Here is a 19,806-nt window from a genome sequence, read left to right on the forward strand (position 1 = left end):
CAAAGCGAAAAAAATTGCATTAACGGCATGTATGCGGAAACTGTTAACCATTATCAATGCGTTAGTAAAACGTAATGAGAAATGGGACGCTACACGCCATTTATCCACAGTATCTGTGGGTTAAAAATGTGTTTCCAAAAAAACAGGAAACACAGTTGCTACCTTGCCTCATCAAATATCTTTGTCAATAATCTGAAACCGCACTTTAAGGTGCGGTTTTTTTAGGTTGGACGCTAGGTTTAATTAGAACTGGTAGTTAATACCAACACGAATATCACGTCCTGCGCCGGCTAACGTTTCACCACGTTGGGTATGCGGATAATAAAACTTATTGAACGCATTGTTCACCGCAAAGTTGACATTCATCTTATCATTGCTGAACGGTTTCCAGTTGATATAGAAATCATGTACGGTATAGCCTTCACGTTTTACCGGGGTACTGCTTTCACGCACCAAGACTGAACCTTCTGCATCTTCAACCGTGCGGTTGCGCCAGCCCAGTTCAAGATCCGGCTGCATAAAGCGGTAGGCTAAAGAAGCTGTCCAAGTGCGCCCCACTTGCACCGCAAATTCCGGATTGGAACTGAGCAAGTTGTCTTTGTGGGTATCATAGATTCTTGGTTTGCTTTCTGCCACACCAACACGTGCGGTAAAGCCTTCCAACCGATACGCTGCACTCAGTTCATAGCCGTGATTTTTAATATAACCGGCATTCACGGTCTCTTTGATCGAATTTTCACCCGAACCGTGTCTGTCTTGTGGATTGGCAATCGCATCGTTGATTTTTTGCCAGAAATAACTACCTGCCAATGAGAAATTGCCGTTATCATAGTTAAAGCCGATTTCAGTATTGCGTGCACGTTCAGCCACCGTACCATCAGCAATGCTGATCACACCACGTTTACCGTGCGTCAGCAACGCATCGTATAAACGCGGGCTACGGGAAGCATAGTTATGATCAACACTGAAGCTCAAGCTGTCCAGCGGCTGCCAGATCAAACCAATGCTTGGATTAAGACGTCCGTCAGAGGCTGATTTGCCATCGGTGGTTTTCACTTTGAAATAGTCGTAACGCAAACCGGTGGTCAAGGTGAAATCACCTAAGGTGCTGATTGCTTCTAAATAGGTGCCGACATCAGTTTTTTTCGGTTCACCTAATGTATAGAACCAGTTCAAGAAAGCGTGCGGGGTAATTTTTTGATCACGATAGTTGACACCGTATTTCAACAGCACATTTTCACCAATCGGCGAGTCAAAATTCACGTTGGCGCCACGGGTTTCAATTTTAGTTTTGGTCGGTCCTGCAATATTGCCGCAATAGCCACAACCGGCATCATCAGCTGAATAACGATGGTTTTGCATAACGTAAACATTAGACGTTAATTGGCTGATAAAGCCCAGATTTTTTGCAGTCCACTCCAGATTGGTATTTTTCAGCGTGGTTTCACGATAAGCCGGCGCTTGACGACTTATCGTCAATGCTCGTCCACCAGCATCTGGAGGAGCTGTAACAGTAAACTCTTCTCGCACGGTACGCACACCACGATGTTGATCTTGCATATGACTTAACGCCAAGCGATGATCGCCAAAAGTCGCACCCAATTTAATCATATAGTTACGTTTATCCAAGCCGCTGTAAGGCACGGTTTCTCCACCGTCAATATTCTTATAGCCTCGACCCGGTTTGTAATTTTCTTCATCAGTGCGGTTAAATGAAAATAACGCATCAAAATTACCCGATTTACCAAATAATGCCCCGCCATAAGAGTGACCTTCATTGCTGGAATAACCGCCGTTCAGTTTGAAACCGTAATCACGATCGCTATTTTTTAACAGATCCAGCGCATCAACTGTTTTGGTGATAATTGCGCCGTTGGTTGCGCCGATCCCGGCACTGGCTGAACCCGCACCTTTTTGTACCGACACGCTTTTCAATAATGACGGATCAACGATAAAGCGGCCTTGATGGTATAACACTTGACTGTCGGAATAGGCATTGTCAATTTTGATATCGACTGAGTTTTGCCCCATGCCACGAATCGTCAGAAATTGTGATGTACCGTTGCCGCCACCAAACGCAATCGACGGCTCTTCCACCAGCAGTCCGCGTAAATCGGTTTCAGTGTGCTCATCTTTCTCTTGTTCCGTCACTACGTTAGTTTCAATCTTGGTTCCTTGACGATCTGTGACCACAATCTCATCTAGCATTTGGTTTGACGTATTGGTATCTGCCAAAGTGGATGTTGCTGCCAGTGCGCCTAATACTGCCAGACTGACATAGGTTAGCTTAAACTTGTTAGACATGTTGATATTTCCTTAGAGTTATTCATTTTAATCCAGTGTAGAAAATCGCTATCCTGCTAGCAATGTTGCTAAAAGAATCCTAAATCTACAAACTTACTGCAAAAATGCCGGAAAATTATAACACTCAGGTCATGAGAAAGTAAATGATATTTGTTCTCAAAATTAACTTATATTTCAACTTTAAAAAAAACGAAACCGCACTTTACCATTTGAAGGTAAAGTGCGGTTAAAAATAATATTACAGATGTAAAAACAATCGCTTAGGTTTTGATCTTTTCTGCGCTAGTGCCTTTACGTACCACTTTGGCTTGTTTCACCATATTATCGGAAACTTCAATAATCGTAATCAACAAACCCTCTATTTCACACACCGTTCCTGCTACCGGAATCTCTTCCAAATGCTCTAGAATCAGACCGTTGAAAGTGCGCGGCCCCTCGGTGCTGAGCTCCCAGCCGAACAGCTTATTCAGATCACGAATATTCGCCTGTCCATCAATCAATACTGAACCGTCAGACTGCTCGCTGACCTCCTCTTCAATCGATGGTGTCATCGAAGTGGTAAATTCACCGACGATCTCTTCCAAAATATCTTCTAACGTAATCAAACCTTTCAGATCGCCGTATTCATCTACCACCAACCCGATCCGCTCTTTGTTGGTTTTAAAATTCAACAACTGAGTATTCAGCGGCGTGCCTTCGGGAATAAAATAGATTTCATCTGCCGCCCGCACCAAAGTCTCTTTGTTGAATTCATTTTTATCCAACATCAAACGGTAGGCTTCCCTCACGCGCAGCATACCCAGCACATTTTCGTCCATGTTGCCTTTATACAACACCACTCGACTGTGCGCTGCATGGTTGAGCTGGCGCATAATCGCTTTCCAATCGTCGTCAAGGTCAATACCGCCGATATCATTGCGCGGCACCATGATGTCATCAACCGTTACTTGTTCCAAATCCAGAATTGAAAGCAGCATGTCTTGGTGCGCCGACGGAATAAATTTCCCCGATTCATGCACAATGCTGCGCAGCTCTTCCTGGCTAATGCTGTGGTGTGCCTTATGGTCGGTTTTGATCCCCAGCAGCTTAATCAACAGTTTGGTAAAAAAGTTAATGAAATAGACTAGTGGCAGCGAGATTTTCAATAATAGCGTCAGCAAGTGACTGGTGGTAAACCCTACTTTTTCCGGATACATCGCCGCCAAGGTCTTCGGCAGAATTTCAGAAAATACCAACATCACAAAGGTCAACGCACCGGTCGCAATCGCGACCCCGGCATCACCGAACAATCGCATTCCGATAATCGTCGAAATGGCAGAGGCGGCAATATTCACCATGTTGTTGAAAATTAACACTAGACCCAGCAGGGTATCGGTACGTTTAAGCAGGTTTTCCGCTTTTCTGGCACCAGAGTGCCCTTGCCCGGCAAGGTAACGCATACGATAGCGGTTGAGTGAAAGCAGACCGGTTTCCGAACCGGAGAAGTAGGCAGAACAAATAAGTAGTACAATTAAAGCGATAAACAGCGTACTAAGGGGGATACTGTCCAAAGAGATCATCCTTCCGTTAACAAATCATCCCGAAAAGTGCGGTTCCGACGGTGTCCATTTTGAGTTCAACCGCACTTTCGGACTTTGCTATAGCACTGTCAGAAAAGTCCGACTGCCGAAATAAGCAATAGTGAGTAAGATCATACCTGAAATTGTATAAATTAGCACCCTCTTTCCGCGCCAATGCAGTTTGCGATGTCCGATCAGCAGCAATCCGAACACAATCCAAGCCAAAAACGAAAAAATCGCCTTTTGAATCTGCTCCGGTGCAAAGAAATTATGCAGCGACAGCGCACCACTCAGCAACGCCAATGTCAGCAACAGCTCCCCAATACACAAAATCTTGAAAAACTGGCGTTCGACACTCATTAATGACGGAATCATCGGTGAAAACACCACTTTCTTGCTTTTCAATTTTTTATCCAGCCAACTCAGCTGAAATACATACAACAGCGCAATAAAACAGACGGCATAAGAGAGCAGCGCCAAGGTAATATGGACCAAAAGTGCGGTGTTATCCTGCAAATAGGCTACCACATGCCCCGGAATCAACACACCGACCAGAATACCGATGATCGCAAAGCTGTATACCATCGGCAGCAAAAACCATAACGTATTCAAATGCGACAGCGCCATCGTCACCAACAGCACAATCAACAGCGTCATCAAATTCAGAATATTCAACAGGGTAAAATTCAGCCCGTCACCGCCGGCCACAAACAATTGTTGAATAAAAACTCCGTGCAGCAGCAGCGCCACCGCCGAGCTGATGATAAAACGGCTACGCTTAGGAATTGTTGCCTTCTCGCCGCCGCTTTGCGCCTGCAACAACTGCGGCAAGAGGGTGAAAGTACAGATTAAATAAGCGACAATCGCTAATCCGGCAGATAAATACATGGCTGATATCTCTTTTTGGTAATACTCAGACCGCACTTATAAAAAAATAAGCGCGGAAATAATGCTGCAACTCACTTTTATTGATAACTATTCCGCTTGAAAGTATCAGTTTTGTCCTCATTTTTCTACTACAAAATGGTTTAAGCGTGAAAATAAAACGAAATCTTGTATAATCGACACTATCTTTGCGCTATTCACGCAGCAATCCAGTCTAAAGTGCGGTATTTACCACAGGAATTATTATGTTTGAAAATTTATCTGATCGTCTCTCCCATACCCTACGCAGTATCCGCGGACGTGCGCGTTTAACCGAAGACAATATCAAAGACACCCTGCGTGAAGTACGCATGGCATTGCTCGAAGCCGATGTTGCCTTGCCTGTGGTGCGCGAATTTATCAATAAGGTCAAAGAACGTGCCGTTGGGGTTGAAGTCAATAAAAGTCTGACACCGGGGCAAGAATTTGTCAAAATCGTCCAAAGCGAGCTGGAAGCTGCAATGGGCGAAGCCAACGAAACCTTAAACCTTGCCACGCAGCCGCCGGCGGTGATTTTGATGGCGGGTTTGCAAGGGGCGGGGAAAACCACCAGCGTCGGCAAACTGGCAAAATTTTTGCGCGAACGCCACAAGAAAAAGGTGTTGGTGGTCTCTGCCGACGTTTACCGCCCGGCGGCGATTAAGCAATTGGAAACCTTAGCCGAAACCGTAAAAGTGGATTTCTTTCCGTCCGACACCAGCCAAAGTGCGGTGCACATTGCCAAAACCGCACTGGCACACGCCAAACTGAAATTCTATGACGTGTTGATCGTCGATACTGCCGGTCGCTTGCATGTTGACAGCGAAATGATGGACGAAATCAAACAAGTCCACGCTGCTTTGAATCCAATCGAAACCTTATTCACTGTGGATGCGATGACCGGGCAAGACGCTGCCAACACCGCCAAAGCCTTTAACGAAGCCTTGCCGCTGACCGGGGTGATCCTAACCAAAGTCGATGGCGACGCACGTGGTGGTGCGGCATTATCGATTCGCCAAATCACCGGCAAGCCGATTAAATTCCTCGGTATGGGCGAAAAAACCGACGCGCTGGAACCATTCTATCCGGATCGGGTTGCTTCACGTATTCTCGGCATGGGCGATGTGCTGTCGCTGATCGAAGATCTAGAACGCTCGGTGGATAAAGAAAAAGCCGAAAAAATGGCGCAGAAATTCAAAAAAGGCGACGATTTCAGCTTAGAAGATTTTCGTGAGCAACTGATCGAGATGAAAAAAATGGGCGGTATGATGACGATGCTAGAAAAACTGCCCGGCGCCAAAAACCTGCCAGATCACATCAAAGGACAGGTAGACGATAAAATGTTCAACAAAATGGAGGCGATGATCAACTCAATGACTTTCAAAGAGCGGCAGAATCCCGACCTCATCAAAGGCTCACGCAAACGCCGGATTGCACTCGGTTCCGGTACGCAGGTGCAAGACTTGAACAAAATGTTGAAACAATTTACCGAAATGCAACGCATGATGAAAAAAATGCGCAAAGGCGGCATGGCGAAAATGATGAAGGGCATGAAAGGCATGATGGGCGGCGGCATGGGCGGCATCGGCAACATGTTCAGACGTTAATCGGGCAAGTGCGGTTGCAGACCGCACGAGATTATTGGCAAAGATATTTGATGAGGCAACGTAGGGGCGGATTGCATCCGCCCGTTTGCGAAGTGCGGTATAAGCACTTAATCAATAAAGGAAAAATGCAAAATTCGGTTCGGGTGGATAGTTAATCCGCACCTACATTTACAACATTAATCGTGTATTTTAACCTTTGTCAGCAGTCTAAGGCGGTTGCAGACCGCACTTTGACTTTTAACAGACTGTTTTTTCGGAGCAAGCATGATTCAAATCACCAACCTTGATCATTTGGTATTGACTGTTGCCGATTTACAACACACGTTGGATTAAAAATCAGCCGTTATTTGTAACCGCCATCTCTTCTATCACCACAAACTCCTCCGGCACAGTAAACGAAAAAATACTACCTTTGCCCGGTTCGCTGCTGATTTGCAACTGGGTATTCAAATGTGCCAACGCATATTTGACAATCGCCAAGCCGATTCCGCTGCCGCCACTGTCACGACTGCGTGAATCTTCGACCCGATAAAAACGCTCGGTCAAGTGCGGGATATGCTCCGGCGCAATGCCTTTGCCGTTGTCCTCCACCGCAAAATAAGCGCCCTGTTCCACCCGTTTCCAACTCACCTTGATCTTATCGCCCTCGGAATGCTTAAGCGCATTATACAGCAGATTAGAAAAGATGCTGTTCAGCTCGGACGGATTGCCTTTCAGCTTCAAGTGCGGTTCAAATTCCAGCGCAACTTGATGGTTAACATCGGACAATATTTCAGAATCATTTAATAGTAAAGTTAAAATCGCCGGTATATCAACCACTTCTGATTTCTCATTAGCTGACGACGTTTCGATTTTAATCAACAATGTCAATTGTTGCAGCAGGTTGCTCATGCGCTGCACTTGCTCCTGCATAATCGCTACCGCACGGGTATGCAGCATTTTCGAGGCTTTGCGATCCTCCAGCATTTCCAGATAGCCTTGCAGCACGGTCAACGGTGTTCTGAGTTCATGATTCAAATTCGACAGAAATACTTGCCGACTTTGCAACAATTTGATGATTTGGGTAATGTCACGGGCAATCAACATACAATTTTCACCGTCATAACGGTTCAAATTCACTTCGATATATTGATCGTTATTTGGCATCAGCACCAGCGGTGAATTGTGCGGCTGGTTGTCAAAATAGGTTTTAAATTCCGGATAAAAAATCACATTAAACAGATTTTTCTGGCTTTTCTTATTCCAAAAAAACGAAAACAGCTCTTGAGCGGCATTATTGCACCAATAAATCTGCCCATCTTGCCCGCAAATAATCACCGCATCGGGAATAAACTGAATATTTTTATTTAACCGCGACAAAATGCGTAACGTCTTAAACCGTTCTTTGTGAGAACGCCGTTTTTGATATGCCAGCGTTTGCGAAATGCTTTCCCAGATACCGATTTGATATTTATCGCTGACCCGGTTGCGATCGAGCATTTTCAAAAAATGGGTTTCATTGTAGTGGTGCCAAATCAGCAGTAGCAACAACACAAACACAAACCACAATAAAAAAGTGCCGCTGAAATAGCTGAAAAAAGCAGCAATGGTGGTGGCCACCAACAGCTCGATAATCAAATTAAAACAGGGCATTTTAAACATGCTGTACGTCCCTATTTTGCTTTTTGTGAAAAACGATAGCCAGCGCCACGCACCGTTTGAATATAGTGATCATAACCGTGTTTCTGCAAATTTTTGCGCAAACGGCGGATATAGACATCGACAGTGCGGTCTTCCACATAGATATCATCCCCCCAAACCCGATCCAGCAGTTTTTCTCTGGTATAGACTTTCTCCGGGTGTTTCATAAAGAAATGCAACAACTTAAATTCAGTCGAACTCAACGCAATCTCTTTGCCTTTGCAAGTGACCCGATGGCTATTGTTGTCCAACATCAATCCGTCGATTTCCAACACCGTTTCGCCCTGCTCAAAGCCACTACGACGCAACACCGCTTTCAAGCGTGCCACCAGCTCTTTCGGCGAAAACGGCTTGGTGACGTAATCGTCTGCACCAGCATTTAAACAAGCGATACAATCCGCCTCTTCGCTTTTGGCGGTCAACATCACCACCGGTACTTTGCTACAGCTGTCATGTTGCTTCAAATATTGCAAAAACTGCAAACCCGACTTACCCGGCAACATCCAGTCCAATACCACCAAGTGCGGTATCTGTTGCCCGACTTGGCGAATCGCACTGCGGTAGTCGCCCGCTTCCATCACTTCATAGCCTTGTTGCAGCAAAACTAAAGCCACCATTTCCCGAATCGCAACTTCATCTTCCACCAATAGAATTCTGGTTGACACTCCGTTTCTCCTTTTCACCACGTTATCCAGCTAACCCGACAGATATTCAGCCAGCTTACACCACAAACTGCGTTTTTGTGCAGCGCTTAATCTTTTAATTTTCGCTTCTAATCGACTGGCTTCCGCACGAGATAAGGCTTGATAAACCAAACGCATTTCCAGCGGCGGGTGCATTCGGGTAAATTTAGCTCCCTTGCCTGCCAGATGCGCCTTAAACCGTTGTTCAGGCTGGTTGCTGATGCCGCAATAAAATGCCTGATTGCTACAATGCAGCAAATACACGCTCCAGGGTTTTGCCGCTATCAAGTCAGTGTTGCCGAGTTCAATATTTTGGGCAAAGTGCGGTTTAATAAGCGGCAAACCCAATTCAGTTAAATACTTCATACCGCACTTTCACCACGCTGCAAACTATCCGCAAAATAGTGTTGCAGAATCTTTAAAGCCACTTCGGTTTTTGCCGACTGCACGCGATAAGACGTCACCGCATAAATCGTCAACGCCGGCAACTGCCATTGCGGCAACACCACTTGCAACTGCCCTTGTGCCAGTGGTGTCGCCACCTCACCGTTCAGCTGCATAGACAATCCCACGCCTGCTAATGTCAACTGATAAACTGCGGATATTTGATTACAATGCAGGCTGTCTGTAATCTCCAGCACATAGCTTTCACGCTCAAAGCGCATTGGGATCCGCTTGATCGGCAAATAGTGCAGCCAATGTTGTACCAATAGCTGCTCAGGCCGCTGAATCGGCTCTCGTGCCGACAGATAATCCGGCGCCGCACAAATCAGCCAGCGCCATTCCGCCAGCGGGCGCGCAATCAGATCCGGTGCCTGCAGCGCATATTCTCCGCCACGCAGCGCAATATCAATATTGCCCTGTTTCAAATCTACCAAACTGTCGGAAAAATGTAAAATCGGCTGAATTTCAGGATAATCCTGACGGAGTTTTTTTAATGCCTGTTGAAAAGCCGGCACCGATGCCATGCCGGACGGCAAAGCGATATTCAACTCACCAGCCGCTTCCACTTTCAAATTATCCAGCGCTTGCAAGGTATCGCCCAGCGCATATTGCAAACGTAAACAATATTGCTGCAGCTCACGTCCGGCATCGGTCGGGGTCAAACGGCGGGTGCTGCGGTGCAGTAATTTCACTTTATGCCGTTGTTCTAACTTGGAAATATGCTGACTGACCGCCGATGGCGTCATATTTAGCGCTTTGGCGGCTTCGTTCATGCTGCCATATTCCAACACTGCCGCCAGCACCAACAACGGTTTAATCTCTTGCATCGCACATCCTTTATTAAGTTTTACTTAACAATATAAACAGTAAAACCGGGATTATCAAGCCTTCAACATCGATCTACACTAACCGCCATCAACACAAACCAACAGACCCTAAACTCTCATTTCACTTACAAAAGGAAAATAGTATGAAAATTGCCGTGATTGGTGCAACCGGATTAGTCGGTAATGCAACCGTTTTAGAATTAGCCGCCCGTGGACATCAAGTCAGCGCTTTCGCACGCCACACCGATAAAGTAGCAACAGCAGATAATATTCAAGCGATTGCCGCCGATGTCAATGCTGATGATTTTGCTGAAAAATTGATCGGATTTGATGCTGTGGTCAGTGCGTTTAACCCAGGGTGGGACAATCCGAATCTGGCTGCCGATTTCAAAAAAGGGGCTAACAATATTGTTGAGGCCGCTAAACGCGCAAAAGTGCGGTATTTGTTGGTGATCGGTGGTGCAGGCAGCTTAAATATCGCACCGAACCTGCAATTGGTTGACAGCCCAGACTTTCCGGCAGAGGTATATCCGGGCGCAAATGCTGCTCGCGAATTACTCAATGATTTAAAAGCACGTCGTGATCTCAACTGGGCATTTCTCTCACCGGCGGCTATGTTTGCGGTGAATCCGGTTCGTTTCGAACGCACAGGAAAATATCGCATCGGCAAAGATGACGTACTGCTTGATGCCCAAGGCACCCCGGCAGATATCAGCGTAGCCGATCTGGCCTGCGCCATCGCCGATAATGTGGAGCAGCAACGCCACCTACAACAACGTTTTACCGTGGCGGAGAGAGCATAAATAGCAAGTGATAACTAAAAAGGGCAGAATATTCTCTGCCCTTTTCGTTCTACGTTTAGTGCTTGATGTCTTAAGACTTAATCAGTCTTAACGCATGGTCACAAACTCTTCCGAGCCGGTCGGGTGAATGGCGACGGTGTTGTCGAAGTCGGCTTTGGTTGCGCCCATTTTGATTGCCACTGCAAAGCCTTGGATCATTTCGTCCACGCCGAAGCCGATGCCGTGCAAACCAACAATTTTTTCATCCGGCCCGGCACAGACCAATTTCATACGGCACGGTTGGCGGTGTTGAGTCACGGCAGTGTACATCGCAGTAAACGAGGATTTATACACTTTCACGTTGGCTTCACCGTATTGTTCGATCGCTTGCGGTTCGGTCAAGCCAATTGTGCCGATTGGGGGGTGACTGAAGACCACCGTCGGGATCAAATTATAATTCAAATGTTCATTCGGTTTATGATTAAACAGGCGTTCCGACAAACGACGTCCTGCCGCCACCGCCACCGGCGTCAGTTCCACGGCGCCGGTGTTGTCACCGACCGCATAAATGCCTTTGACATTGGTATTCTGGAATTTATCTACCGGAATATAGCCTTTGGCATTGGTCTCAACACCGGCCGCCGCTAAATTCAGGTTGTCGGTCGCCGGCTCGCGTCCGATTGCCCACACCAAGGTGTCCACGATTTGCTCGCGCCCATCTTCCAGTTTCACCGTTAAGCTGCCATCAGCATTTTTCACGATTTCTTGCGGAATCGCATAAGTATGCAGAGTTGGGCCTTCGCTGCTTAATACTTCTAACAAGGTTTCCACAATCAACGGATCAAAATTACGCAACGGGGCGTGTTGGCGCACAAACAGGTGAGTTTCCACCCCCAAGCTGTGCAACACGCCGGCCAATTCAATCGCAATATAACCGGCACCAACCACGGCAACCCGTTTTGGCAAGGCATTTAAAGCAAAGACACCGTCGGAATTGATGCCGTATTCTGCGCCTTTAATCTGCGGCATCGACGGACGACCACCCGTGGCAATCAGAATATGATCAGCACTAATCTGCTCACCGTTCACTTCCACCGTATTGTGATTGACGAATTTGGCAAAACCATGAATTACATCAACTTTATTGTTATTCAATCCGCGCTCATATGATTGGTGAATACGCTCGATATACGCTTGGCGGTTTGCCACCAAGGTGGAAAAATTAAAGCCGTTCAGCTTCACATCAAAACCGTAATCGGCGGCATATAAGTTAATCGCTTCGGCGATTTGCGCTCCGTGCCACATCACTTTTTTCGGCACACAGCCGACATTGACGCAGGTTCCACCCAAATATTTTGCTTCGATCAGCGCGCACTTTTTGCCATAACTGGCAGCACGGTTAATTGAGGCAATGCCGCCACTGCCACCGCCGATGGCAATATAATCATAATGCTTGCTTGTCATACTCTCGTCCTTAACTGATTTATTTATAAAACTATGCCAATTCTGCCGAAAAAAGGGGCAAAAAGCCATTCAATAAAACTGATTATTTTAATTGTTGCCAGCAATCTACCTTTCCGTAACCGCACTTTGCCTCAATATTTGCACACTTGCTGCTTATTCCGGGGTGATCCACTCCACTTTCCATGAACCGGTATTTTCTGGGACAAGTGTTTTAACCAAATAAGGCAACACCGCTTGCATCTCAGCTTCCAACGTCCATGGTGGATTAATCACAATCATACCGCTGGCGGTCATGCCACGTTGATCCGAATCGGGGCGCAGCGCCAATTCGATCTGCAAAATTTTGCGAATGCCGGTTTGCTCTAAGCCACGCACAATCCGTTTAACATGCTGACGCAACACTACCGGATACCAAATCGCATACGTGCCGGTGGCAAAGCGTTTATAACCTTCCTCAATCGCTTGCACCACTAAATCGTAATCCTCTTTTAACTCATAAGGCGGGTCGATCAGCACCAAGCCACGTCGCTCTTTTGGCGGTAATGCAGCTTTCAGTTGCTGATAGCCGTTATCACGTTTAGTCGTCACATTTTCATATTGTTTAAAATTATTGCGCAACAACGGGAAATCACTCGGGTGCAGTTCGGTAAACAGCGCCCGATCTTGCGCTCGCAGCAAGTTAGCGGCGATTAACGGCGAACCGGGATAGTGCTTCAACTGAGTACCATAATTCACTTTTTTCACCTGTGCCAGATAGTCGGCAACCTCTGGCGGCAGATCATCACGCTGCCAAAAACGGGCAACCCCTTCCTGATATTCTGCGGTTTTTTCCGCTTCATAAGTGTTCAAGCTATAACGCCCGACGCCAGCGTGGGTATCGAGATAAAAAAAGCCTTTCTCTTTTTGTTGCAGTGCACGAATAATCCGCAGTAATACAATGTGTTTCAATACGTCGGCATGATTGCCGGCGTGAAAGCTGTGGCGATAGCTCAGCATAGTCCGTCCTTATTGATCATAAATTGGCAACAGTTTACCGCACTTTGCGTGCTTTTTCTTTATTCTTCGCTTGAATTCAGGTAAAACATACCGCACTTTAATTAAATAATTACACAAACAACAAAGAGAACAATAATGACCAATCCTTTATTAAATCAAAGCGGCTTACCGCACTTTTCTCAAATTCAGCCACAACACGTTGTGCCGGCGATTGAACAGTTGATCGCACAATCCCGTCAAACCGTCGAAAACGTATTGCAGCAACCGCACTTTAACTGGGACAACTTGGTACAGCCATTAAGCGAAGCCGGCGATCGCCTGGGGCGTGCTTGGTCACCGGTCAGCCATTTGAACTCGGTGAAAAATAGCCCGGAACTGCGCGAAGCCTATCAAGCCTGTTTACCTTTGCTGTCAGAATACAGCACTTGGCTCGGACAGCATCAAGGGCTGTTTGCGGCGTATTCGCAACTGAAAAACAGCGCAGAATTCGCCACTTTATCCATCGCCCAACAAAAAGCCATTAACGACACCTTGCGTGATTTCGAACTTTCCGGGATTGCGTTAACCCCGGAACAACAACAGCGCTACGGCGAAATTATGGCACGGTTGTCGGAACTCAGCTCAGAGTTCAGCAATAATGTATTAGACGCCACCATGGGCTGGGACAAACTAATTACTGATGTAACTGAGCTGCAAGGGTTGCCGGAATCGGCATTGCAAGCAGCGCAAGAATCAGCACAAAGCAAAGAACTGGACGGCTACCTTTTCACGTTGGAATTTCCGAGTTATTTACCGGTGATGACCTACTGCGAAAACCGCACTTTGCGCGAAGAGATGTATCGCGCCTTCAATACACGCGCTTCGGATCAAGGGCCAAATGCCGGTACTTGGGATAACAGCGCCTTAATCGACGAAATGCTACAACTGCGTTTTGAGTTGGCGCAATTGCTCGGTTTTGCGACTTATGCCGACTACTCGCTTGCCACCAAAATGGCAGAAAGCCCACAGCAAGTGTTGGATTTTCTGCAAAACCTCGCCTCCCGTGCCAAACCGCAAGGAGAAAAAGAACTTGCCGAATTGCAAACCTACACCGCCAAAGAGTTCGGTATCAGCGAGCTAGAGCCCTGGGATATCACCTTCTACAGCGAAAAACAGAAACAGCATCTATTTGCAATTAATGACGAAGAACTGAGGCCGTATTTCCCGGAAAACCGCGTACTGAACGGCTTATTTGAAGTGGTAAAACGCATTTTCGGTATCACGGCAAAAGAGCGGTTTGATGTGGATGTTTGGAATGACGAAGTGCGTTTTTTTGAGCTGTATGACAGCAGTAACCAACTGCGCGGCAGCTTCTATTTGGATCTGTACGCCCGCCCACACAAACGTAGCGGTGCATGGATGGACGCCTGCATCGGACGCAAACGCCTTGTTAACGGCGAAATCCAAAAACCAGTTGCCTATTTGGTCTGTAATTTCAATAAACCAATTGGCGACAAACCGGCGCTTTTTACCCACGACGAAGTCACCACGCTATTCCACGAATTCGGGCACGGCATTCACCATATGCTGACCCTGATTGATGTCGGTGACGTATCTGGCATCAACGGCGTGCCATGGGACGCAGTCGAACTGCCAAGCCAATTTATGGAAAACTGGTGTTGGGAAAAAGAAGCGTTGGATTTTATTTCCGGGCATTACCAAAGCGATGAACCGCTGCCGACGGAGAAATTGAATCAACTGCTGGCCGCCAAAAATTATCAGGCAGCGATGTTCGTCCTACGCCAGCTGGAGTTCAGTATTTTCGATTTCCGCTTGCACTACGAATATGACCCTAAACTTGGCGCGCGCGTGCTGGAAACCTTGCAACAAGTGAAGCAACAAGTATCATTGTTTAAAAGTATCGAGTGGGCTCGCTCCCCGCATTCGTTCGGCCATATTTTCGGTGGCGGTTATTCTGCGGGTTACTACAGCTATTTATGGGCAGAAGTGTTGTCCGCCGATGCCTTCTCATTGTTTGAAGAACAAGGCATTTTCAATCCGCAAACCGGACAAGCCTTTTTGGATCACATTCTGACCCGTGGTGGCTCAGAAGAACCGATGGAACTGTTCAAACGTTTCCGTGGCCGTGAACCGCAGCTGGATGCGTTGTTAAGACATAAGGGAATTGCCGATTAGACCGCACTTGGGTAGTCGGATAATCAATTCATGAGAGGGGGGCTTCCCCTCTTTTATTGCTTTTTCGTTGATTGGGTTTTAAATGCATTTTTAATCGCATTTACAATCTCTTGCCAACGTTCGCCTTCGGTTAAAAACGGATATTCTTTGGCTAATTTATGACTTAATACGCCATCATTATTTTGTACCGTACGAATAATTCGATCGATATAGTGATTAGGCATTTCGATAATTTCTTTTATCGCTTCTCGCGCTAAATCGTGGCTGCGCAAATAATGAGACTCTTCTCGCATATAGACGATGGCACTTTTAACCAAATCAGCAAAATACGCAACATGTGGTGTTAAATTAGGATAACGCCAGATCGGCTCTGCATTTGCACTGTTTTCCAACACTAAATTAGAAAAAATACCGTCCGGATATGCATTTTCATGGTGGGAAAACGTATATTTACCCGCCAAACTTTGCATCAGCGGCTTCGAAATTATTTCTAAAATTCGAGCATAAGCATTACGCTCACTACTATTTTCAGCAATAACCGCAGAAATCGGCAAGATAATCGGTTCATAGGTTGCCTTCTGCCGTCTAAGCAAGTCATTAAATAAAAAACGATGTACCCGCCCATTACCATCGGCTAATGGATGGATATAAATAAAAGCAAAAGCCAAAATCGCACTCCGTAAAATTGGGGATTGCCCCTCCGTTTTTTGCCAAAATTGATACATCCCCGACAATTTATCAAAAAGTGTCGAATGAGGCGGTGCGATATAATGCACAATCTCCTCAAAGTGGCGAGTTTGTCCAACAAAAACAGGCGATTGGCGAATACCCAATTGTTTAATAATCGTTTCCTTACCTAAAATTTCGGCTTGCAGCAGAGATAAATCGTAAGGCAACGGCATCACTCCGGTAAAACGCGCAATTACATCGGCAAAGCGTTGAATACGAGATGATTTATCAGTCTCGCCTTCAATTTTAAAACTGGATTTACTCTCTCCCAATGTTAGCCAGATCGCAGAGCGCAATAAATAATCGCCACCTAATTCAGCATCCAATTGATTCAACTTCTCTTTAATATTCAACTCTATCGCGTCTATAAAAGCGTTTGTTTTAATCAATATTGGACAAAAGTGGCGATTTCCGGCTAAATTATTATTAACTCTCCAACGACTGTTTTTTTCCACCTTTTCTGGTGAAGCCGATACCAGTAGCTCAGCATTCATCGCGTCGATATAATTTCCACCTAGATTTTCAGGCGGAATCAGATCTTGCTCAGTAAAAAATTCATACAAAAATGCGCTACGGCGTGCATATTGTCCTGTGGGTTCCCTATTAATCCAATCCTGAATGAGGGAATGATCAATTCGTTGAAAAAAACGGGCAAGAAACTCGAAATGGGGGATTTCGTTTTTCAAATGAAATTGCAGATGCGCTAAAATTGTATGTAAAGGACGCTGCTGTTCTTGATATAACTCAATACGTAAACCATTAGTGAGATCATTTTCTGTCGAACGCCGTCCCCCAATGCCACTCATTACAGGCAGCGGTTGGAACAATTCAATATTCAGATATTGAAGTAACCATAATCCACCGATAGGATCTTTTATCCGCTTATTCATTATCATCTCGCATAAAATAGTTTTCTATCATTTTATTTTGACAAAAATCGATTATTCTCGCAAGAAATGAATTATTTTAAACGGTAAGTGCATAAAATTAATTTTAATACACAATTCAATAATTGCTTACTGAACCACTTGGCTTACTTTCAAGAAAGACGGTTAATTAAAGTGCGGTTCACGCACATCAGCAAGTTGGCGTAGCTTTTTCAAAATAATATTCAGCACCACGCCGTAAGCCGGGACGAAGAATAGTAAGCCGACAAACATTTTGAACAGATAGTCCACCACACCAAGCGCAAACCAGTTTTCCGCCATAAACGGATCGCTGCTTTGGTAAAACGCAATCGCAAAAAACATTAAGGTGTCGCAGGCACTGCCGAAAGTCATCGAGCAACTGGGCGCTATCCACCAGGTTTTTAATTGGCGTAAGCGATTGAAGACTAACACATCTAATAACTGCCCGAACACATAAGCGGCAAAGCTGGCGATCGCAATCCGGAACACAAACAGATTAAACTCACCCAGTGCAGCTAGCCCTTGAAATTGCTGATCGACAAATAGGGTGGACACCAGATAGCTGATGATCAACGCCGGAATCATCACCACAAAAATAATCTGGCGCGCTTCTTTGGCCCCAAATACCCGCACCGTGAGATCGGTCGCCAAGAAAATAAATGGGAAGGTTAACGTGCCCCAAGTCGTATGAAAACTAAAATCACTGAACGGCAACCGCACTTCAAAGGCGTACTGCACCAAATAGTTGCTGGCGGTGATGATCAGAATATGGAAAAAACTCAAGATAATTAACGCATTGCGTTTTTGTTGCGTATTAAACAGCGCAGAAGTGGAAAACATATTGCTACCTTTTTGTTTGTGTTTGGGGGCGAGGGAACCCAAATATTGCGATTAAATCATAAAAGAGCGGTGATGATACGGATTTTTCTTTAAAACGCAAGCCTCACCACGATTTAAATATCACAATCAACAATTGAGTTCGACCGCACTTTGATATAGACTATTCTCCCGTCCTGATAAGATTTTTTATTCTTTCCATCATCATTTCATATACAAACTGGATTTCAAATGGCGACCAATTATATTTTTGTGACGGGCGGTGTAGTATCTTCCCTCGGTAAAGGTATTGCAGCGGCATCACTTGCAGCAATTTTAGAAGCGCGTGGTCTGAACGTGACCATGATGAAACTGGATCCCTACATCAACGTTGACCCCGGCACAATGAGCCCGATTCAACACGGTGAAGTGTTTGTGACCCAAGACGGCGCCGAAACCGATCTGGATTTGGGGCATTATGAGCGGTTTATCCGCACCAAAATGACCAAACGCAATAACTTCACCACCGGTAAAATCTATTCCGAAGTGTTGCGCAAAGAGCGTCGTGGCGACTATTTAGGCGCCACCATTCAGGTGATTCCGCATATTACCAATGAAATCAAAGCCCGTGTGATTGATGGCTCAGCCGACCATGATGTGGCGATTGTCGAAGTGGGCGGTACCGTCGGTGATATCGAGTCACTGCCGTTTTTAGAAGCGTTACGCCAATTGGCGGTGCAAGTCGGACGCGAACGCACTTTATTTATGCACCTGACGCTAGTACCGTATATTGCCGCCGCCGGCGAGCTGAAAACCAAACCGACCCAACACTCGGTGAAAGAGTTGCTCTCCATCGGGATTCAGCCGGATATTTTGATCTGCCGTTCTGATCGCAGCATTCCGGCAAACGAACGCGCTAAAATCGCATTGTTCTGTAACGTGCCTGAAAAAGCGGTGGTGTCATTAAAAGACGTCAGTTCAATTTATCAGATTCCGGCAATGCTGAAATCACAAGGCTTAGATCAGTACATCTGCCAACGCTTCCATTTTGACTGTCCGGAAGCCGATTTAAGCGAATGGGAACAAGTGCTGTATCGCGAAAGCAATCCAAGCAACGGCGATGTCACTATCGGTATGGTCGGCAAATATATCGAACTGCCGGACGCCTATAAATCAGTGAATGAAGCGCTGAAACACGCCGGTCTCAGCAACCGTTTAACCGTTAATATCAAATACATTGATTCACAAGATGTAGAATCAAAAGGCACCGATCTGCTGAAAGGACTGGACGGCATCTTAGTGCCGGGCGGCTTCGGCTACCGTGGCGTAGAAGGCAAAATCATGACTGCACAATACGCACGTGAGAATAACATTCCGTATTTGGGTATTTGCCTCGGTATGCAGGTTGCTTTGATCGAATATGCGCGCAATGTTGCCGGCTTAACCGACGCAAATTCGACTGAATTTGATAAAAACAGCCCATATCCGGTGGTCGGCTTGATTACTGAATGGCAAGACGCCGAAGGAAAACTGGAAACCCGTACCGAAACGTCAGATCTCGGTGGTACCATGCGGTTGGGTGCGCAACAATGCCATTTGATCGACGGCACTCAAGCGCGTGAAATCTACGGCGCAGCAACCATTGAAGAACGCCACCGCCATCGTTATGAAGTCAATAACAACCTGCTGCCGCAAATTGAGGCTGCCGGCCTGAAAGTCAGCGGCTTGTCGGCGGATAAAAAACTGGTGGAAATCATCGAAATCCCAAATCACCCGTGGTTTGTGGCAGCGCAGTTCCACCCGGAATTTACCTCCACCCCGCGTGACGGACACCCGTTATTTAGCGGATTTGTTAAAGCTGCGAAAGAACATCAGAAAAAGTAATTTATTTGTTAAAATAAAAAAATAATTCAGTGCAGGAAACAACAT

Annotated in this window: 15 protein-coding genes and 1 pseudogene; 5 read left to right on the plus strand and 11 right to left on the minus strand. The window is 46.0% G+C overall.

Translation table 11 applies throughout. From position 1 onward, the window contains the following. A pseudogene (locus EDC16_RS01710) lies at positions 1 to 124 on the plus strand (IS110 family transposase); the annotation flags it as partial. Between the two features lie 119 nt (positions 125 to 243). Here EDC16_RS01710 and EDC16_RS01715 read toward each other — a convergent pair. The 3 genes from EDC16_RS01715 to EDC16_RS01725 all read right to left on the minus strand — a co-directional run bounded on the left by EDC16_RS01715 (position 244) and on the right by EDC16_RS01725 (position 4,751). Continuing rightward, entirely contained in the window at positions 244 to 2,304 is a 2,061-nt protein-coding gene (locus EDC16_RS01715) for a TonB-dependent siderophore receptor (protein ID WP_132964806.1), read from the minus strand. A 260-nt stretch (positions 2,305 to 2,564) separates the two neighbouring features. Beyond that, positions 2,565 to 3,854, minus strand: a complete 1,290-nt coding sequence (locus EDC16_RS01720; RefSeq protein WP_132964809.1) for an HlyC/CorC family transporter — start codon at positions 3,852 to 3,854, stop codon at positions 2,565 to 2,567. Positions 3,855 to 3,941: 87 nt separating this feature from the next. Further along, entirely contained in the window at positions 3,942 to 4,751 is an 810-nt protein-coding gene (locus EDC16_RS01725; RefSeq protein WP_132964811.1) for a cytochrome C assembly family protein, read from the minus strand. Between the two features lie 242 nt (positions 4,752 to 4,993). Here EDC16_RS01725 and ffh point away from each other — a divergent pair, with 242 nt between their 5' ends. Next, on the plus strand, positions 4,994 to 6,373 hold the full coding sequence (gene ffh / locus EDC16_RS01730) for a signal recognition particle protein (RefSeq protein ID WP_132964813.1): 1,380 nt from the start codon (positions 4,994 to 4,996) through the stop codon (positions 6,371 to 6,373). A gap of 336 nt (positions 6,374 to 6,709) precedes the next feature. Here the strand turns inward: ffh and phoR are convergent, their stop codons facing one another. The 4 genes from phoR to EDC16_RS01750 are packed head-to-tail and all read right to left on the minus strand — an operon-like array spanning position 6,710 to position 10,007. Next, positions 6,710 to 8,014: a phosphate regulon sensor histidine kinase PhoR gene (phoR, locus tag EDC16_RS01735; RefSeq protein ID WP_132964815.1), complete on the minus strand. Its 1,305-nt coding sequence runs from the start codon at positions 8,012 to 8,014 to the stop codon at positions 6,710 to 6,712. An 11-nt stretch (positions 8,015 to 8,025) separates the two neighbouring features. Then, positions 8,026 to 8,718: a phosphate regulon transcriptional regulator PhoB gene (gene phoB / locus EDC16_RS01740; RefSeq protein WP_132964817.1), complete on the minus strand. Its 693-nt coding sequence runs from the start codon at positions 8,716 to 8,718 to the stop codon at positions 8,026 to 8,028. Between the two features lie 30 nt (positions 8,719 to 8,748). Further along, on the minus strand, positions 8,749 to 9,102 hold the full coding sequence (locus EDC16_RS01745; RefSeq protein WP_208857766.1) for a GIY-YIG nuclease family protein: 354 nt from the start codon (positions 9,100 to 9,102) through the stop codon (positions 8,749 to 8,751). Further along, the gene (locus EDC16_RS01750) at positions 9,099 to 10,007 is read right to left on the minus strand and encodes a LysR family transcriptional regulator (RefSeq protein ID WP_132964819.1); all 909 of its coding nucleotides are present in this window, start codon (positions 10,005 to 10,007) and stop codon (positions 9,099 to 9,101) included. Before EDC16_RS01750 ends, EDC16_RS01745 begins: the two co-directional genes overlap by 4 nt. A gap of 143 nt (positions 10,008 to 10,150) precedes the next feature. Here EDC16_RS01750 and EDC16_RS01755 point away from each other — a divergent pair, with 143 nt between their 5' ends. After that, on the plus strand, positions 10,151 to 10,810 hold the full coding sequence (locus EDC16_RS01755; protein ID WP_132964822.1) for an NAD(P)-dependent oxidoreductase: 660 nt from the start codon (positions 10,151 to 10,153) through the stop codon (positions 10,808 to 10,810). A gap of 87 nt (positions 10,811 to 10,897) precedes the next feature. On the opposite strand, the gene gorA is transcribed toward EDC16_RS01755, so the two are convergent. Together gorA and EDC16_RS01765 are read right to left on the minus strand one after the other, a co-directional pair. Continuing rightward, entirely contained in the window at positions 10,898 to 12,253 is a 1,356-nt protein-coding gene (gene gorA / locus EDC16_RS01760; protein WP_132964824.1) for a glutathione-disulfide reductase, read from the minus strand. A gap of 153 nt (positions 12,254 to 12,406) precedes the next feature. Further along, positions 12,407 to 13,249, minus strand: a complete 843-nt coding sequence (locus EDC16_RS01765; protein WP_132964826.1) for a 23S rRNA (adenine(2030)-N(6))-methyltransferase RlmJ — start codon at positions 13,247 to 13,249, stop codon at positions 12,407 to 12,409. Between the two features lie 135 nt (positions 13,250 to 13,384). On the opposite strand from EDC16_RS01765, the gene prlC reads away from it, so the two are divergent. Continuing rightward, positions 13,385 to 15,424 carry an oligopeptidase A gene (gene prlC, locus EDC16_RS01770; protein WP_132964828.1) on the plus strand — a complete coding sequence of 680 codons (2,040 nt, stop codon included), beginning with the start codon at positions 13,385 to 13,387 and terminating at the stop codon, positions 15,422 to 15,424. Positions 15,425 to 15,477: 53 nt separating this feature from the next. Here prlC and EDC16_RS01775 read toward each other — a convergent pair whose 3' ends face one another. Both EDC16_RS01775 and EDC16_RS01780 read right to left on the minus strand, forming a co-directional pair. Further along, complete coding sequence (locus EDC16_RS01775) at positions 15,478 to 17,043, minus strand: Fic family protein (RefSeq protein WP_232517144.1); 1,566 nt, start codon at positions 17,041 to 17,043, stop codon at positions 15,478 to 15,480. Positions 17,044 to 17,205: 162 nt separating this feature from the next. Continuing rightward, positions 17,206 to 17,901 carry a 7-cyano-7-deazaguanine/7-aminomethyl-7-deazaguanine transporter gene (locus EDC16_RS01780; protein ID WP_132964830.1) on the minus strand — a complete coding sequence of 232 codons (696 nt, stop codon included), beginning with the start codon at positions 17,899 to 17,901 and terminating at the stop codon, positions 17,206 to 17,208. 228 nt (positions 17,902 to 18,129) lie between these two features. On the opposite strand from EDC16_RS01780, the gene EDC16_RS01785 reads away from it, so the two are divergent. Beyond that, entirely contained in the window at positions 18,130 to 19,761 is a 1,632-nt protein-coding gene (locus EDC16_RS01785; protein ID WP_132964832.1) for a CTP synthase, read from the plus strand. The last annotated feature ends 45 nt before the right edge of the window (positions 19,762 to 19,806 follow it).

Origin of the sequence: Testudinibacter aquarius, from assembly GCF_004342725.1 — a bacterium.
In the GTDB taxonomy this organism is placed as follows: domain Bacteria; phylum Pseudomonadota; class Gammaproteobacteria; order Enterobacterales; family Pasteurellaceae; genus Chelonobacter; species Chelonobacter aquarius.

Bases quoted from the DNA above. Each gene is read 5' to 3' on its own strand.
- EDC16_RS01715 (WP_132964806.1), bottom strand. From the start codon at position 2,304: ATGTCTAACAAGTTTAAGCTAACCTATGTCAGTCTGGCAGTATTAGGC.
- EDC16_RS01725 (WP_132964811.1), bottom strand. From the start codon at position 4,751: ATGTATTTATCTGCCGGATTAGCGATTGTCGCTTATTTAATCTGTACT.
- ffh (WP_132964813.1), top strand. From the start codon at position 4,994: ATGTTTGAAAATTTATCTGATCGTCTCTCCCATACCCTACGCAGTATC.
- phoR (WP_132964815.1), bottom strand. From the start codon at position 8,014: ATGTTTAAAATGCCCTGTTTTAATTTGATTATCGAGCTGTTGGTGGCC.
- EDC16_RS01745 (WP_208857766.1), bottom strand. From the start codon at position 9,102: ATGAAGTATTTAACTGAATTGGGTTTGCCGCTTATTAAACCGCACTTT.
- EDC16_RS01750 (WP_132964819.1), bottom strand. From the start codon at position 10,007: ATGCAAGAGATTAAACCGTTGTTGGTGCTGGCGGCAGTGTTGGAATAT.
- EDC16_RS01755 (WP_132964822.1), top strand. From the start codon at position 10,151: ATGAAAATTGCCGTGATTGGTGCAACCGGATTAGTCGGTAATGCAACC.
- gorA (WP_132964824.1), bottom strand. From the start codon at position 12,253: ATGACAAGCAAGCATTATGATTATATTGCCATCGGCGGTGGCAGTGGC.
- EDC16_RS01765 (WP_132964826.1), bottom strand. From the start codon at position 13,249: ATGCTGAGCTATCGCCACAGCTTTCACGCCGGCAATCATGCCGACGTA.
- prlC (WP_132964828.1), top strand. From the start codon at position 13,385: ATGACCAATCCTTTATTAAATCAAAGCGGCTTACCGCACTTTTCTCAA.
- EDC16_RS01775 (WP_232517144.1), bottom strand. From the start codon at position 17,043: ATGAATAAGCGGATAAAAGATCCTATCGGTGGATTATGGTTACTTCAA.
- EDC16_RS01780 (WP_132964830.1), bottom strand. From the start codon at position 17,901: ATGTTTTCCACTTCTGCGCTGTTTAATACGCAACAAAAACGCAATGCG.
- EDC16_RS01785 (WP_132964832.1), top strand. From the start codon at position 18,130: ATGGCGACCAATTATATTTTTGTGACGGGCGGTGTAGTATCTTCCCTC.